The sequence below is a fragment of the Undibacterium paludis genome (genome assembly GCF_022568815.1).
Classification (GTDB): Bacteria; Pseudomonadota; Gammaproteobacteria; order Burkholderiales; family Burkholderiaceae_D; genus Undibacterium.
This window is the reverse complement of sequence record NZ_JAKZHX010000021.1, coordinates 77,423-93,489: the sequence shown is the minus strand read 5'-3', so window position 1 is coordinate 93,489 and position 16,067 is coordinate 77,423. Positions and strand designations below refer to the sequence as shown.

The window sequence follows — 16,067 nt, the reverse complement described above, 5'->3', positions numbered from 1 at the left end:
AATTGGTCGGATGGGCAGGATGGCTTTAATACAAGTTGTAATTCAGCTTGCGCCTACAGACAGATATACCTGGGCATGTGTTGCCTCGGGCAAGGGTAAGCGGTGGTAATTTGCGGGAAATTTCCTATGGACCAGGATTGCCACCAAATTATATTTAATGATACCACTTAAATACCTATTGACATCCACTAGTGAAAAATCTTACAGTGAGACCTGAAATAGTAGCAGAAGTACAGAATGTAGTCTGGCCGTATCAAAAACCCGTAACCTTACTTATCAATGAATAAACAAGCGGAAAATTTGTCTATACAAGACTTGGCGCATCCGGCAAATCCATCTGCCGCAGGTAAAGTCCCTGCTTGTAGTTATATTATTGGTGTTGATGGTGGTGGTACTGGCACGCGAGTGGTGTTGGCGACCCCTGATGGCAAGGAGCTGGGGCGCGGCAGTGCCGGGCCGTCTGGTCTTGTGCATGGCCGCGACAAGGCCTGGCAATCCATATTGCTGGCCACGCAGGAAGCCTTTGCCAGCGCCAGCCTGGATATGCCTGAACTGTCTGATATCGCCCTTGGCTGCGGCCTGGCAGGCATCAATAATGTGCAGTGGGCGGCAGAGTTTGTCGCCATCAACCCCGGCTTTGGCGTGGTCGCACATGAGACTGACGCCTATACCACTTTGCTTGGCGCACACCAGGGCAAGCCTGGCGTGGTCGTTGCATTGGGGACGGGCAGCGTGGGCGAAGTATTGCAACCGGACGGGCAGCGTCGTGAAGTCGGTGGCTGGGGTTTCCCTGTCAGTGATGAAGCCAGCGGTGCCTGGCTGGGCATGCGTGCCGTCAATCATCTGCAACGCGTGCTCGATGGCCGCGCGACCGACAATACATTTGCCAGAGCTGTGCTGGCGCACTGCGGCGGCGACAAGAATGCCGTTTTCTCCTGGCTGGCACAAGCCAATCAAACCCGCTATGCAGAGATCGCCCCCATCGTGGTCCGTCTTGCTGGCGAGGTTGACGTGGCTGCCGACATCCTGCGTGAAGCGGGCAGGGAAGTCCACGAGATGACGAAGGCACTGGACCCTTCCGGCACCTTGCCTATCGCCTTGTGTGGCGGCCTGGCGGCGCCGGTGATGCGTTATCTGCCAGAAGAATTAAGCAAGCGTATACAACTGCCACAAGCAGACTCGGCAACCGGGGCACTGATCCTGGTACAACAATGCTTACAACAGCATTTGCATAACTAATAAAAACACAGGAAAGAGAGGGAGACATGCTGGCACAATTGATAGACTTCAAACCCGATACAGAAAGTTCTACACCTTTGTACCTGCAATTGGCGAACAAGCTCGCCAATGGCATACACAGTGGTTTGTGGCAGCCCGATGAAGCCCTGCCTTCCGAGCGCATGTTGTCTGACACCCTGGAGATTTCGCGCGTTACTGCACGCAAGGCCATCGACATGCTGTGCGAACGTGGCATGCTGACCCGCAAGCATGGCTCCGGCACCTACATCACTCCCAAGCTTGAACAACCGCTGTCGCGCCTGACCAACTTCAGTGAAGAATTGCGTAACCGCGGTTTTGTGCCAGGTTCACGCTGGCTGTCGCGCGAGACCGGTATCGCCTCGCCGGAAGAAATCCTGTCGCTGGGGCTGTCACCCAATACCGTGGTGTCGCGCCTGAAGCGCTTGCGTACCGCGGACAATGTGGTCATGGCGATAGAGAGCTCGACCATACCGGCGATGTACATGCCCAATCCCAAGCTGGTGACCGACAGCCTGTATGGTTACCTCGAATCGCATAACCTGTCGCCGACCCGCGCCCTGCAGCATATCCGCGCTGTCAATGCGACTGCCGAGCAGGCCCGCCTGGCTGACATCAAACAGGGCGCCGCCATGCTGTTCATTACCCGTGTCGCGTATCTGCCAAATGGCGCTGCGATAGAACTGTCGCATTCGTATTGCCGCAGTGATTACTATGACTTTGTGGCGGAGCTGTTCAGATGAGTTTGCATCAACAGGTACAGGGCCAGATACTGACGCCGCAAGGCTGGGTAGCTGGTTCATTGTCGTTCGACGAAAAGATACAGGCGATTTCAGCCGATGGCACTATTGCTGATGCCGCGGGCAGCGAAAACAGTCACTACATCCTGCCAGGCTTCATCGATCTGCATGTGCATGGCGCTGGCGGCAAGGACACCATGGAAGCTGGTGACGCCGTTGAAGTCATCGCCCGCAAGCATGCCAGGCATGGCACCACCAGCATGCTGGCCACCACCATGACAGCGCCGCTGGCCGATCTTGAGCTGGCCTTGCAGGCGATCAGACCTTCCGTCGTCAAACGCAGTAGCGGCGCAGCCCGCGTGTTGGGTGTGCATCTGGAAGGGCCTTACATCAACCCCGGCAAGCTGGGCGCGCAGCCTGACTTTGCCCATACCGGCTCGCTTGATCAGGTGCATCACCTGAATGCCATTGCGCCAATCAAGCTGATCACCGTCGCGCCGGAAATGGATGGACACCTGCAACTGGTGCGTGAGCTGACTGCCATCGGCATGCAGGTGCAGATAGGCCATACTCTGGGCACCTATGAAGAAGGCAAGGCCGCGCTGGAGAACGGCGCTACCGGCTTTACCCATCTGTACAACGCCATGTCGCGCCTTGATCACCGTGCCCCCGGCATGGTGGGCGCCGCACTGGCGCATGCACAATATTCTGAAATTATTCCCGACTTGCTGCATGTGCACCCCGGCGCAATCCGTGCTGCCATGCGCGCTATTCCACATCTGTATTGTGTGACTGATTCCACCGCAGCCTCCGGCATGCCGGACGGGCAGTACATGCTGGGCCGCCAGGTCGTACATAAATGCCTGGGTGGCGTGCGTCTTGAAGACGGCACCCTGGCCGGCAGCACCCTGACCATGGATCAGGCCCTGCGCAACCTGGTCAGCATAGGCCTGGAGCTGGAGGATGCATCGAAGCGTGTTTCTACCTACGCAGCCGATTACCTGGGACTCAATGAGCGTGGCCGCCTGCAAGCTGGCAGCTACGCAGACCTGGTTGTACTGGACCGCCAGTTAAACCTTATCGCTGTTTATGTAGAAGGAGAAAAGATTGACCTCGCAGATGCTTAAAGAAGCCAGCTCTTCCGCTGATTTCGTCGCCGAACAATTAAAACACGAGCGTGACCGTTACGCCGACCTGGGCGCACACTTGCGCGCCAAACCGCCCACATCAGTCGTCACCGTTGCCCGTGGCAGTTCTGACCATGCAGCCAACTACGCGGCATACCTGATCATGTCCAGGGTAGGGCGCATCGTCGCCTCATTGCCCATGTCCCTGGTGACACTGAACAAGGCGCCTTTATTGGCCAAAGATGCACTGGCGATTGCGATTTCGCAATCAGGCCAGAGCCCTGACGTGGTTGAACCTATCCGTTATTTCCGTGAAGGCGGTGCAACCACGGTCGCCCTGGTCAATGACGCCACTTCGCCACTGGCGCAAAATGCCGAGTGGACCATGCCCCTGCACGCGGGGCCAGAACTCAGTGTTGCTGCCACCAAGAGTTTCATCACATCGCTGGTGGCTGGCGCCCGTCTGGCAGGTCATTGGCAGAATGATGCAGAGTTCCTGGCAGCGATAGAGCAGTTGCCGGAATCCTTGCAGGCAGCGACCAAACTGGACTGGTCACCGGCGATAGAAGTCTTGCAGCCTGCTTCACGCATCATGGTGGTGGGTCGTGGCATCAGCTTCCCTGTGGCGCTGGAATCGGCGCTCAAGTTCAAAGAAACATCCGTCATCCAGGCAGAAGCCTTTAGCGGGGCAGAAATCAAACATGGCCCCATGGCCTTGATCCATGACGGATACCCCCTGCTGATTTTCGCCACCCGTGGCCCGTCGCAAGCCGGCCTGGTTGCCCTGGCTGAAGAGATGCGTGGCCGTGGCGCAAATGTCCTGCTGGCTGCCCCGGAAGACGTCAAAGAGCGTAACCTGACCCTGCCAGTGGCTGCCACGCCTGACCTGGATCCTGTGGTTGCAATACAAGCCTTCTACATGATGGCGGCAAACCTGTCCATCGCACGTGGCCTGGACCCGGATAAACCACGCCATCTGAGCAAGGTCACCAAGACCAACTGATCAGCTACCCATTTTTTAAAAACTTAAAAAATGGATACTGCCCCCAGTATTTTTTATGAAGGCAATATTGACATGAATAAGAAGCAAGATTGCCTAAAAATAATGGGGAGTATCTGATGAATAACCTCTTTAAGGGCACAGGACTTATCGGTCAATTTCGGCAGTACCTGTGCCTGTTTTTACTCAGCCTGAGTCTGACTCTGGCTCTGTCTGGCAACGCCTGTGCAGCCCAGAAAATCGAATTCTGGACCATGAGCTTAAAGCCCAAGTTCATCCCGTATTTTCAAGAAGTTGTCAAAACCTATGAGGCACAACACCCCGGCATCAAGCTGGAATGGGTAGACTTCCCTTGGGATATCTTGCAATTGAAGCTCATCACCGCCATCGCTGCCGGTACGCCACCGGCACTGGTCAACCTCAGTGTGCCCTGGGCAGAAGAAATGGCGCGTGATGGCTTGCTGGAACCTGTCGATGCCTGGCTCACCGCGCCTGACGCCAGCAATGACTACACCGACGCCGCCCTGGCTGACCTGCGCTTCAATGGCAAGGTATATGGCTTCCCGCATTACAGTAACGTCAACGTGATTGCCTATAACCGCAAGATGCTGGCGGCGGCAGGCATTACCCAGGCGCCAAAAAGCATGGATGAATTGCTGGCCCAGGCCGCACTGATCGCCAGCAAAACCGGCAAGCCCGGCTACGCACCGGCACTGGGCAAGATCGACGGCTTCTTCATGCAACAGGGGCTGGAGCTGATGCATGACGGCAGGGCCGTGTTCAACTCGCCAGCGCACATCATGCTGCTCAAGAAGCTGGCTGCCACCTACAAGGCAGGTGGTTTTTTGAAAGACAAGCTGTTTGCCGAAGACAATTTCCCTGCCGTGGTCGATGCCTATCTGGGTGGCCGTCTCGGTGTCATGGTCAGCGCACCGACCGCCATCAGGCGCATACAGACCGACGCACCTGATATCTATGCACAGACCGGCATCTTCCCTGTGCCGCCTGGGCCGACCGGTATCAATGACGGTGGCTGGATGTTCCATTTCGCCATCCCCAAAGGCGTCAAGAAAAAAGACCTGCCCGAGGTCGCCGCCTTCGCCCGCTTTTTGACCAGCGACGCCAACCAGCTTGCCTTTGCCCGCCTGGCCGGTGTCATGCCGACCACCAAGCAGGCGCTGGCTAATCCCTACTTCAAAAAAATCCCTGCCAATGCCGGTGCGTCAGAACAGGCGCTGGCGGTTGCCGCCAATTCCATGAATGCGGCGCGCAGCCTGTATGTCAGCGGCATTGATGATTATGATGAACTGCGCCGTTTCCTGGTCAAGGCAGTAGAAGCAGGAGTAACAGGCAAGCGCGATATACAAGAAGCCATGGATGAAGCTGTCGTCATCTGGAACCGCAAATTGCAGGCACTGAAGCAACCATAACAACAATAGCAGCCATGACAGCCATGACCACCACGACGAACGCGGCAAAAAAACGCAACCTGCTGGCCTATGCCTTCCTGGCACCGGCGCTATTGTTGCTGCTGATGTTTTCATTCTGGCCTGTGATGTACGGCTCTTACCTGAGCTTCACTGACTTCAGCCTGATACGTGAAGTGCACTGGGTGGGCCTGGCCAATTATCGCGCCCTGTTTGCCAACGACATGTTCATGACCGGGTTGAAGAATTCCCTGCTGTTCCTGCTGGTCGTCCCGTTTACGCAACTGGGCGCGATCAGCCTGGCCGTGCTGGTCAATAACCAGCTGCCGGGCATACGCTGGTTCCGCGCGGCTTACTATGTGCCGGTGGTGACGACGGTTTCAGTGGTTGGCATCATGTGGGGCTTCATGTTCCATGAACAGGGCACGCTCAACTATGTGCTGCTGCAATTGCACCTGATCAGCGCACCGCTGGGCTGGCTGTCGGATGATGTGCTGGCCCTGTTTGCCGTGATGTTTGTGTCTTTCTGGCGCGGCCTGGGCTGGTATATGGTGATGTACCTGGCGGCCCTGCAATCCATCCCTGGCGAAATGCAAGAAGCTGCCATACTCGATGGCGCCAACCGCTGGCAACGCTTCTGGCGCATTACCGTGCCCATGCTGAAACCGACCATACTGATCTGCAGCATCATGTCTGTCCTGGCGGCACTAAAGGCTTATCAGGAAGTCGATGTGCTGACCCAGGGCGGGCCGATGAATTCTACCTTTACGGCGCTGTATTATGCCTATGACCAGGGGCTGAAACATCTGAAGCTGCCACGTGGCCTGGCCGCCAGTTTTGTGGTGTCATTGTGCTGCATGGCCATCGCCTTTGTCTGCCTGCGCAAACTCAAGCCGGAGCACAGGGAATGAGCGCACAGATCAACAAGCGGCTGAAAAAAACCGGGCAATACAGCTTGCTCTGCCTGATTGCCCTCGTCTGCATTTTCCCGTTCTGGTGGACGCTGGTGGTGGCGATGTCGACCGAAGGCAATCTGTTTGAATTCCCGCCCACCTTCTGGCCGCATGGCGTGTCGCTGGCCAATTTCAGCGAGGCTTTCCGGGTGATACCCATTCTCGCTTTTTTCAAGAATTCGCTGCTGATCACGCTGGCGACGGTGGCAGGCAAGCTGCTGGTCTGCTCGCTGGCGGCCTATCCCTTGTCACGCATGCAGTTCAGCGGCAGCAGGCTCGTCATGGGCGTGATACTGGCCACCATGATATTGCCGTCTGAAGTCAACTTCCTGGTCAACTTCATCACCATGACCAAGATAGGTCTGGTCAATACCTATACGGCTGTCGTGCTGCCCAATGTGGTGACTGCCGTGTCCGTGCTCTTGCTCAAACAGGCCTTTGATGAAGTGCCGCAAGACCTGCTTGACGCGGCGCGTGTTGACGGTGCCAGCGAGTGGACCATTTTTTACCGCATCGTCCTGCCCCTGATCACACCCTGGCTGGCGACAGTCGGCATACTGACTGCCGTGGAGGCCTGGAATGAATACATCTGGCCTTCAATAGTCATCAGCAAACCGGAAGATTTCCCCCTCTCAGCAGGTGTGCTGTATTTACGTGGCACCTATGGCAGCAGCACCCGCGTGATTGCGGCAGGGACCATTTTGACAGTGGCACCGATATTGATCGCCTTTTTATTTACCCAGCGCTTTTTTATGCGCGGCATGGATGGAGCAGTGAAATGACGCAAGACAACAAGACAGAACAGACACTGACACGCGAGGCAGCGCGCCGCCAGGCAGGCCAGCTGGTGATGATACGCATGCCCATCACCAGTCTTGACAATGAATCTGCACAATTTTTAAAAGACAACTACATCCGCGCCATGTGCCTGTTCAGGCAAAACATGGTCGACGAAATCCAGTTGAAAAAACTGACGGCTGATCTGCGCTTAGTCTTGGGGGAGGAGGCGTTGATAGGCATCGATCAGGAAGGTGGGGCAGTCGTACGCTCAACCTGGGTACCGCAGCCCCCGGCGGCAATGTCGCTGGGGGCAGGTAACGATGCTGACCTGTGCCGCCAGGTGGGTGCTGCCGTGGCCCGTGGCGTCAAGGCCCTGGGCTTCAACTGGAATTTTGCACCGGTGCTGGATTTGAACAACAACGTCGATAATCCCGTTATTTCTGAACGCTCATTTGGCTCTGACCCCAGGCGCGCCAGTGAACTGGCGCTGGCCTGGATGGATGGCAGTCTGGCCGAAGGCGTGGCCTGCTGTGTCAAACATTTCCCCGGCCATGGCGACACCAATGTCGATTCCCACCGCGACCTGCCCACCGTCAACAAGACCCTGGAAGAATTGCAGGCGCTGGAGCTGGCACCTTTCCAGGCGGCAGTCAGCCGCAATGCCCCTGCCATGATGACAGCACACATTGTCTACCCGGCACTCGATGCAGAAAACCCGGCCACCATGTCCAGACCCATCCTGACCGGCATCCTGCGTGATCAGTGGAACTTCAAGGGCGTTGTCATTACCGACGGCATGGACATGCACGCCATCGCTGGCCGCTACGGCGTCGGCAATGCCGCCGTGCGCGCCTTGCTGGCGGGTGCTGATATGGTGATGGCGCTGGGCACCACAGAAACCCAGCTCGAAACCCTGAGTGCGCTGACAGAAGTCATTTTGTCCGGCCAGATCAGCCAGGCAGAGGTGCAGCAAAAGCTAGCCCGCATCAGCCAGCTGACCAGAACCTATCCCTGCATTGATGCTGCCTACCAGACCGACCTGGCAGACCGCATACTCATGTCCAATGCCTGGAAGCGCGGCTTGACTACCGACGGCAATGCACAGGCGCCAGCCAGAGGCAGCAAGGTGCGCCTGGTCATCAGCGCCGACGTCGTCAGCGACGGTGTGTCTGAAGCCGGCATCCCCGCCAGCAAGGTCAGCAGCATGCTGGCCAGCCTCTACGATGTCGATACCGTCACCTTTGACAATGCCAACAGCTTTGACTGGAGCGCCTTGCCTGACGATGGCCGTTTCGTGATCCTGGCTTCTACCGTACGCATACGCTATAGCAAACAGGTGCGCGACAGCTGGAAGCCTGACCTGCACCTGGTCCTGTGGAACCCCTTCCAGATGCTGGACATCGCCGCCCCGGCACTGATCACCTATGGCTTTGCGCCACCTGCCATCGATGCCGCACGCGCCTGGTTTGCCGGTGAAGTTGTCGCCAGTGGCAAGATACCGGTTGCCGGTTTTTCATCCGCTGCGGTGTAAGGGATACAGGGATGGCCGCAGTCAGACTACAGCAGATCAGCAAATCCTATGGCAGCAACCAGGTCTTGCAAGGCATAGACCTGCAAGTGCACGATGGTGAATTCATGGTCTTTGTCGGCCCCTCGGGCTGCGGCAAATCGACCCTGCTGCGCATGATCGCCGGCCTTGAAGACATCAGCGCCGGCCAGCTCTACATCAACGATGCGCTGGCCAATGACCTGCCCGCAGCCAAACGCGGCCTGGCCATGGTGTTCCAGTCCTATGCGCTCTACCCGCACATGAGCGTGTACGACAACATGGCCTTCAGCCTGAGTCTTTCCAAAATGAGCAAGGCCGATATAGACGCCGCCGTGCAGCATGCCGCCGGCATCCTGCAAATGAGCCACCTGCTGCAACGCAAGCCGCGCGACCTGTCCGGCGGCCAGCGCCAGCGCGTCGCCATCGGCCGCGCCATTGTCCGCAAGCCTGGCCTGTTTTTGTTTGATGAACCCCTGAGCAACCTCGACGCCAGCCTGCGCGTGCAGATGCGCATAGAGTTAAGCAAGCTGCACCGCGACCTGCGCGCCACCATGATCTATGTCACCCATGACCAGGTAGAAGCCATGACCCTGGGCCAGCGCATCGCCGTCTTCAACGGCGGCAAGATAGAGCAGGTGGGCGTACCGCTGGAACTCTACGACAAACCAGCCAACCTCTTCGTCGCAGGCTTCCTCGGCTCACCGAAGATGAACATTCTCAAGGCCAGGGTAGTGCACAGCTCAGCGAATGAATGTGAACTGCAACTCGCTTCTGGCACCCACATCAAGACCGGCATAGACAGCAGCAATTTGCAAGCAGGCGATGAAGTCAGCCTGGGCATACGTGCAGAACATGTTTTGCTCGCATCGCAAACGAAAGAACAGACCAACCAGCTTGAAGTCTGCATCAGCTTCGTCGAACACCTGGGCGACGCCGCCATTGTCTACGCCACCATCGCCGGCGAAGAAAACCTGTTCGCCATCAAACTGCCCGCCGACACCAGCGACCAGTATCCGGGTGCCGAACTGTGCATACAACTGCCTGCACAAAGATGCCATGTGTTTGACAGCAAGAGCGTGGCGCTAGGCCGGTAATAAGGAGCTGGCTCTGGAAATTATTCCAGTACAGGACTTACGCGAAATTGTCCCAGACGGTTTTTGCGTCGGCTATGCATAGATTCCACAATGAGCACAATGCACCCCAAATCGTCATTCCCGCCTGCTTTTAGCGGGAATCCATCGTTGATCAACCGTGCAGACAGCAAGACAGGCAAGGCTGATCAGGCATGGGTGCCCGCCTGCGCGGGTATGACGAATTGGAAAGTACGGTCAGCTACAACGCAGCTGGGGTGGTTTTGCGTAAGGCCTATAGTAAAATAATTTCCAGAGCACTAAGCAAGTGCCAGTCACCTGACCATCGCAATTGGCAAACTACTTTTTGCCATCACCCAAGGCATAGGCAACAATCGCATTGGCATGCCCATGCCCCAGCTCATGCTCCGCCTTGAGCTTGTTAACAATCTCCATATGCTTCAATCCTTTGTTCTGCTGAACCAGGTCCAGCCAGTGCCGTATAGGCTTGCCATACTTCTTTTCTATTGATGGGAAATAAGAAGCAGGGCCTTTGACTTTTTCTTCGTTTGACATGGGTGTTGCCTTTCTTGGATATATCTTAAGCAGATAAGGGCAGCTTCACTGCTTGTCTGCCACGGTCAGACTTGCACGATATGGCGCATCAGATTGATATTGTTGTAAGTAAATACATTGTACTTGTAATGTCAACTTAAATTATCAAGGAGGAGATGGCAGGTGTTTTTCGTAAAGTAAATTGAAAAATTTGCTTTAGCCATTAGACCGGAAGTGAATAAGGTAGAAATCTGAGGGGGGGGCAAACAAAATAGCATTCGCGGTTTTTCTCAAAAAGGTAAATTCTGTTGACTAATTTCAAGGCCATAAGATTTTCTTTTTTGTAAATCTTCTATAAATCTATCTGGATCAACAATACTTTTTGTTCGATTAAATATTGATTCCAAATCTTCCCTGTCGAGCAGAATAATTTCGTGATCTTGAATTTGATCTGAATTTATTGCAATCTGATCTCCAGGGGATGCACACACAAGAATACCGTGAACATAAGATGGCAAATTCATCAATTGAAGTCTCTTTGAAAGCAACCGCTTCCTGTCAATAAGTTTTCCGACTTTATTTGCGTAGTCAGCAATTTTTAAAGTGCATTCAATCAATATTAATTTGCCACCAGGCGTCGTCAGAATTATGTCAGGTGCATCATTATTCAAGGGACTTACAGTTGAAAATCCACATGCGAACATTAAGCAAGCAATTCCCTTTTCAAACGCGGTTTGGTTTTCAGGGGAGTTGAAAATAGCGTTATAAGTATTCAGCCTTTCAGTTTCAAATGTTTGTATAGCTACCAATCGCATATTGTCGGTGCGACTTTCGTCTATGCACCATTGCCGTCGGACAAGAGATTTGCCAATCATTAACATTGCAAGAGCACTATGGGCACCAGAAAGTTCACATTCATAGCTACCAGGTCGTATATCGCCTTCTACGTCTTTCCAAATAATTTTGTCGGTTAGATTGACGCGATGCTTTAGGCCAACTGTCGGAACTCCCCTAATAGCCAAATTAATTTTACTGACGTCAAATGATGCGTGAGCAACTATTTTAAGATTTAATTTCTCATTAAATAGTTTGTATTCCGCTAATGAAATATCTGCTGGCGAACCCGCATAAATATTGATTGTTGCTGGGTCTGCGAAAGTGCCGGGTGTGCGTAGTCCCATTTCTCCACCTGCGTCTTTAAGTCCGTCAAATGGTGGAGAGGATAATCTTAAACAGTTATCAAATTTAATTAATTCAGCAGGTAATAACGGAGGGAATTGATTTCTACTAATTTGAAGATGAGGCTGCGATTCCCAAATGTCACGATGTGCCATTTTTGAATAATAGTTTAATGAATCAACTCCGGGCAAAGTCATAGTACGACCATTTATTAAAATAGTCCCATCCATGGCGTTCTTAATTAATTCAATGCAATCTTTTTTATTAGCAGCGCAGAATTGTTTTATGCCCAAGCAAAGACCCTCTGAACATATTTCGAAATTCATGTCAATGCCTAATGAGCGTGGGGTAAACTTCATTGACGCATCTGACAAAATTAGTTGCCCAGCGATATCAATGGCGATGTAACGAATGTCAACAAAATATCCGTCTAATATCCATTCATCAATTGTTTCAATGAATTCTGATAGCATCATCTACTCACTTTGCATTTTTTCTATTCTTTACAGCATTAAATTATTCGCCGCATTCAAGACCTCTGTTGCAAGACTAGTTTCCTTCACTCGGCGATTTTCCCCTTCTCCTGAAATTTCCAGTAGTCCCATTTCAACGAATGAAAATACCATGGCTTTTCTTGCTGGATTAAATTTATGCACATACTTATATGAAGGATCCTGCGCCATAATAAAAGAATTTAGAGCCCAGAGATCATGACCGGTTAAGCCGCGCAGTTTTTTAATTTGAGTACTTGAGATACCCTGCTCGACTTCTAATCTTTTGAGTATTATCTTTGCAACGCTTGAATTAATTTCGACATGACGATACTTGGATATAAAACTAAATATCGATTCCTTTGAGCAAAAATAAATAATCAATAAAACTACCGGCCACCTAAGTATTTCAATGAGCTTTATGATGTCATTCATACTATGTAGTCTCCAGTTTCCGTTTTCGAAAATCTTCAAGCCATGCCAACTGAAAATGTACCACCCTGCATTTGGAATTTGTGTTTTACTTGAGAATATTGTTTATTGGCTCATGGATTGAAGGAAAAGATAGCAGTCGCCTTACCTTATATTCCACTTCAACCCCCACCCGCCACAACCTTATCCCGTAGTCCATATTGATTCACCCGCGCAATACCAGCTACGCAGTCATAAAATAAACACTTCCAGCCCGTTACTGTCCGCCTTTGCCTTGAGGTGGGTGTTTGTCCTTAGCTTATTGAACATGCTGGCTTTTTGCTTTTTGATGCGGCCTTGTTTGCCACGCAGGTTTTTGCGTTGCTTGCGCAGGTCTTGGGCGATTTTTAAGGTGAGTTTGCATCATGCCAAGAATTGGCTTGATCTTATTGCAACTTTAGGTGATTTACGATATTTTGATGAAATTGTTTGAATGATAGGGATGAACATATTCGCTGACAAAAAATATCGTCAAGCTAGAGTATTCTTAAACTACTATTTGAGTACCTGAAATCATCTTGAAAAACTATCCAGCGACATGGTACGAACGCGTTCCCGCAGAGGTGTTCGCCTGTTTGCTGCCAGGTGAAATTCAGCTTCTATTATGTCCGGGTGTTGGCCTGGCAAATGGTGGTGCACGCTATCATGTCCCTTTTGAAATTGTGCCCTCAGAACTACGCATGCCTAACACCTTACTCTGGGTAAAGCTCGGTGAAAACATGAATGTCGTCAAAGTGTGGAAGCGAGAATTGGAAGAGTAGGGTGCTCAGCGTATTGAGGCGATTTTCACCATTGCATTAAGTATCGATGGCCGCAAACTTCCCCGCCAAAAACTCCACCAGCGCCCGTACGCGATTGGGGATGAAACGTCCACTGGGCAGCAGGGCGTGCAGGGGGTAGGGTTCTGTGTCCCAGTCGGGCAGCAGGGGGGCCAGGCTGCCGTTGGCCAGTTCTTGCCTGACGTCGATGGCTGATTTCAGGGTGATGCCTGCGCCGGCGATGGCCCACAGGCGTACCAGTGAGGCGTCGTCGACGCTGCGGTCGCCGTTGACGCGGACTTCTTTCCATTTGCCGTGCTGGGCAAAGCGCCAGGTTTTGTGGGGGCGGCCGTTGCGTTCAAAGATCAGGCAGTTGTGCTGGGCCAGGTCTTGCGGGTTTTGTGGCGCCGGGTGGCGTGCCAGGTAAGAGGGGGCAGCGCAGAGTATGGGGCGGTTTTCTGTCAGTACGCGGGCGACCAGGCGCGAATCTTCCAGCTTGCCATAGCGGATGGCGAGATCGACTTCGTCACGCACGACGTCACGCAGGCGGTCGCCTACGTTCAGGGCCAGTTGCACGCCGGGGTGCAGAGCCAGAAATTCATCAAACCAGGGCAGCAGGCTGGTGCGCGTCAGGTCAGATGGTGCGGCCACCCTGATCTTGCCGACCAGGGCGGTGCGTGCTTCGGATACCTGTGATTCACCTTCATCCAGCAGATCAAAGGCCCTTTGTGCATAGTCGAGCAGGATTTGCCCTTGTTCGGTAATGCGCAGGGCGCGGGTCGAGCGTTCAAACAGGCGGGTACCCAGCTGGGTTTCCAGCCGCTTCAGGGTGGCGCTGGCGGCTGCCGGTGTCATACCCAGCACACTGGCTGCGCCTGACAAAGAGCCGCAACGGGCGGTTTGCACCAGCACATGCAGGTCGCTGAGATTTTCAATTTTCATTTGAAAGTGATAGTTATTTATCGGTCTTATCAATTGCCAGTTGAGATTCTACAATGCCTGCACATTCAAGGAAATCATTCCTCGACATTCTCTACAGCCACCTATTTTGATTGAAGGATTTATCATGAAAGCTATCGCCTACCGCCAGTCTTTACCTGCCGACAACACCGCATCGCTGCAAGATGTGGAATTGCCAACCCCAGCGCTGGAAGCGCGTGACCTGCTGGTGCGCGTCAACGCCATTTCTGTCAACCCTGTCGATACCAAGGTCAGGCGCGGCAATGCCCCTGCTGAGGGACAATGGAAGGTGCTGGGCTGGGACGCCGTTGGCATTGTTGAAGCGGTTGGTCCGGCAGTTGTCAATTTCAAGGCCGGTGACCGTGTGTATTACGCCGGTGCGATCAATCGTGCAGGTGCCAACAGTGAGCTGCATGCCGTTGATGAACGCATCGTCGCCAGGGCGCCAGCCAGCCTTGATGATGCGCAGGCTGCAGCCTTGCCGCTGACCACGATCACCGCCTATGAATTACTGTTTGACCGCCTGGGTGTGCCTAAGAACGGCGGCGCAGGGCAGACCCTGCTGATCACCGGCGGTGCAGGTGGCGTCGGTTCCATCCTGATCCAGCTGGCGCGCCAGTTGACGCAACTGCGGGTGATTGCCACGGCCTCACGCCCGTCCACACGTCAATGGTGCATGGACCTGGGCGCGCATGCCGTCATCGATCATTCCAGACACTTGAGCGAAGAATTGAAGGCCTTGGGCATTGATGAAGTGGACCTGGTTGCCAGCCTCACGCAGACGCCGCAGCACTATGCGCAAATCATCGCCAGCCTCAAACCGCAAGGCAAGCTGGCCGTGATCGATGACATGGAAGCGCTCGATATCATGCAACTGAAAGGCAAATCGATTTCCCTGCATTGGGAAATGATGTTCACCCGCTCAATGTTCCAGACAGCAGACATGGATGAGCAGGGCAAGCTGCTGGCAGAAGTTGCAGCACTGGTGGATGCAGGCAAGGTGCGTACGACCGTCAATGCCAATTTTGGCAAGATTAATGCGGCCAACCTGCGCAAGGCGCATCTGCTGATTGAGAGCGGCACGGCGCAGGGCAAAGTGGTGTTGCAAGGCTTTTGAGCCCAGGCTGGTCATGACACGCTGAAAACAAACCTGGAATCATCATGCAGACATCGCAAATCAAGAAATCATTTTCTGCCGCCAGCATTACGGCAGAAGCAGCAAAAGCGCTGGTCACTACCGCCTTCAATGCAGCAAAAGACATCGGCATCGAAGTCACCATTGCCGTGACCGACAACGCCGGTCATCTGAAGGTATTCGAGCGGTCTGACAAGGCAGCCTTTCTGACTGTTGATGTCGCCATCGACAAGGCCTGGACGGCAGCTTCTTTCGGCTTGCCTACCCATACCTGGACGGCGATCGTGCAAAACCAGGTTGTGGCCCAGCTGGCGCACAGGCCACGCCTGGTCGCTGTTGGCGGTGGTTGTCCCATTATTGAAAATGGCGTGCTTATCGGCGGCATAGGCATCTCTGGCGGCAATGCCTTGCAGGACCAGCAGGCGGCTGAGATTGCATTGCGGGCGCTGGGGTTTGATGTGGCGGTCAGTGCCTGATCAGGCTCGATCCAGCCTGCAACTGTTTTTGTCAGGACTTAAGAAAAATTGGCCCAGACTTTTTTGTGTCGACCATGCATGTATTCGACAATGAGCGCAATAAGCACAAAGAGCGCAATGCACTCCAAACCGTCATTCC

At 53.7% G+C, this 16,067-nt stretch carries 16 protein-coding genes; 12 read left to right on the top strand and 4 right to left on the bottom strand.

Going from position 1 to position 16,067, the window contains the following annotated elements:
- The first annotated feature begins 300 nt into the window (after positions 1-300).
- From LZ463_RS26985 to LZ463_RS26945, 9 genes are all read left to right on the top strand, one after another.
- Positions 301-1,239 (top strand): glucosamine kinase nucleotide-binding domain-containing protein, encoded by a 939-nt coding sequence (locus LZ463_RS26985; protein ID WP_347176300.1) that lies wholly within the window; start codon positions 301-303, stop codon positions 1,237-1,239.
- A gap of 26 nt (positions 1,240-1,265) precedes the next feature.
- Entirely contained in the window at positions 1,266-2,000 is a 735-nt protein-coding gene (locus LZ463_RS26980; RefSeq protein ID WP_241459420.1) for a GntR family transcriptional regulator, read from the top strand.
- A complete protein-coding gene (gene nagA, locus LZ463_RS26975) occupies positions 1,997-3,124 on the top strand; it encodes an N-acetylglucosamine-6-phosphate deacetylase (RefSeq protein WP_241459419.1) in 1,128 nt (375 codons plus the stop codon). Before LZ463_RS26980 ends, nagA begins: the two co-directional genes overlap by 4 nt.
- A complete protein-coding gene (locus LZ463_RS26970; protein ID WP_241459423.1) occupies positions 3,117-4,127 on the top strand; it encodes an SIS domain-containing protein in 1,011 nt (336 codons plus the stop codon). The genes nagA and LZ463_RS26970 overlap by 8 nt, the downstream gene beginning before the upstream one ends.
- Positions 4,128-4,243: 116 nt before the next feature.
- Complete coding sequence (locus tag LZ463_RS26965; protein ID WP_241459418.1) at positions 4,244-5,554, top strand: ABC transporter substrate-binding protein; 1,311 nt, start codon at positions 4,244-4,246, stop codon at positions 5,552-5,554.
- A 14-nt stretch (positions 5,555-5,568) separates the two neighbouring features.
- Positions 5,569-6,462, top strand: a complete 894-nt coding sequence (locus LZ463_RS26960) for a carbohydrate ABC transporter permease (RefSeq protein ID WP_241459417.1) — start codon at positions 5,569-5,571, stop codon at positions 6,460-6,462.
- Positions 6,459-7,286 (top strand): carbohydrate ABC transporter permease, encoded by an 828-nt coding sequence (locus LZ463_RS26955; protein WP_241459416.1) that lies wholly within the window; start codon positions 6,459-6,461, stop codon positions 7,284-7,286. Before LZ463_RS26960 ends, LZ463_RS26955 begins: the two co-directional genes overlap by 4 nt.
- Positions 7,283-8,815 carry a beta-N-acetylhexosaminidase gene (gene nagZ, locus LZ463_RS26950; protein ID WP_241459415.1) on the top strand — a complete coding sequence of 511 codons (1,533 nt, stop codon included), beginning with the start codon at positions 7,283-7,285 and terminating at the stop codon, positions 8,813-8,815. Before LZ463_RS26955 ends, nagZ begins: the two co-directional genes overlap by 4 nt.
- Positions 8,816-8,826: 11 nt before the next feature.
- Positions 8,827-9,927, top strand: coding sequence for an ABC transporter ATP-binding protein (locus LZ463_RS26945; protein ID WP_241459414.1), 1,101 nt, complete (start codon positions 8,827-8,829; stop codon positions 9,925-9,927).
- 336 nt (positions 9,928-10,263) lie between these two features.
- Here LZ463_RS26945 and LZ463_RS26940 read toward each other — a convergent pair whose 3' ends face one another.
- The 3 genes from LZ463_RS26940 to LZ463_RS26930 form a co-directional block, all read right to left on the bottom strand.
- On the bottom strand, positions 10,264-10,479 hold the full coding sequence (locus LZ463_RS26940; protein ID WP_241459413.1) for a DUF4287 domain-containing protein: 216 nt from the start codon (positions 10,477-10,479) through the stop codon (positions 10,264-10,266).
- A 269-nt stretch (positions 10,480-10,748) separates the two neighbouring features.
- Complete coding sequence (locus LZ463_RS26935) at positions 10,749-12,113, bottom strand: hypothetical protein (protein ID WP_241459412.1); 1,365 nt, start codon at positions 12,111-12,113, stop codon at positions 10,749-10,751.
- Positions 12,114-12,140: 27 nt separating this feature from the next.
- Positions 12,141-12,563: a hypothetical protein gene (locus tag LZ463_RS26930; protein ID WP_241459411.1), complete on the bottom strand. Its 423-nt coding sequence runs from the start codon at positions 12,561-12,563 to the stop codon at positions 12,141-12,143.
- A 554-nt stretch (positions 12,564-13,117) separates the two neighbouring features.
- On the opposite strand from LZ463_RS26930, the gene LZ463_RS26925 reads away from it, so the two are divergent.
- Positions 13,118-13,360: a hypothetical protein gene (locus tag LZ463_RS26925; protein WP_241459410.1), complete on the top strand. Its 243-nt coding sequence runs from the start codon at positions 13,118-13,120 to the stop codon at positions 13,358-13,360.
- A 36-nt stretch (positions 13,361-13,396) separates the two neighbouring features.
- On the opposite strand, the gene LZ463_RS26920 is transcribed toward LZ463_RS26925, so the two are convergent.
- Complete coding sequence (locus LZ463_RS26920) at positions 13,397-14,299, bottom strand: LysR family transcriptional regulator (protein WP_241459409.1); 903 nt, start codon at positions 14,297-14,299, stop codon at positions 13,397-13,399.
- 124 nt (positions 14,300-14,423) lie between these two features.
- On the opposite strand from LZ463_RS26920, the gene LZ463_RS26915 reads away from it, so the two are divergent.
- Together LZ463_RS26915 and LZ463_RS26910 are read left to right on the top strand one after the other, a co-directional pair.
- Complete coding sequence (locus LZ463_RS26915; RefSeq protein ID WP_241459408.1) at positions 14,424-15,434, top strand: zinc-binding alcohol dehydrogenase family protein; 1,011 nt, start codon at positions 14,424-14,426, stop codon at positions 15,432-15,434.
- A 44-nt stretch (positions 15,435-15,478) separates the two neighbouring features.
- Positions 15,479-15,928, top strand: coding sequence for a heme-binding protein (locus tag LZ463_RS26910; RefSeq protein WP_241459407.1), 450 nt, complete (start codon positions 15,479-15,481; stop codon positions 15,926-15,928).
- Positions 15,929-16,067: the final 139 nt, after the last annotated feature.